General features: G+C 43.6%; 1 pseudogene. It reads right to left on the reverse strand.

From position 1 onward, the window contains the following. A pseudogene (locus tag AB4585_RS27690) lies at positions 1-236 on the reverse strand (D-alanyl-D-alanine dipeptidase); the annotation flags it as partial.

Here is a 236-nt window from a genome sequence, read left to right on the forward strand (position 1 = left end):
ACTTAGGTCTATGGGTCTCTTTTACCAATAGATAGAGCCCTTCGGGAAGAAGAAGTGACGCTTGCTTTAATCTATCCACTACGCTTTTTCGCGCTATAAATTCGTTCGCATATCCCAGCTCTACATCATGGTCTAAAACCAACTTAGCCCCCTGCAATGCTATTGAGACCATTGGCTCATTGTTTTCAATGACAGCCATGTTCTGAACGCTAGGGTGCAGTAAGTTGATGTTATCC

This window comes from Vibrio sp. 10N.222.49.C9, assembly GCF_041474985.1.
GTDB classification, from domain to species: domain Bacteria; phylum Pseudomonadota; class Gammaproteobacteria; order Enterobacterales; family Vibrionaceae; genus Vibrio; species Vibrio crassostreae_C.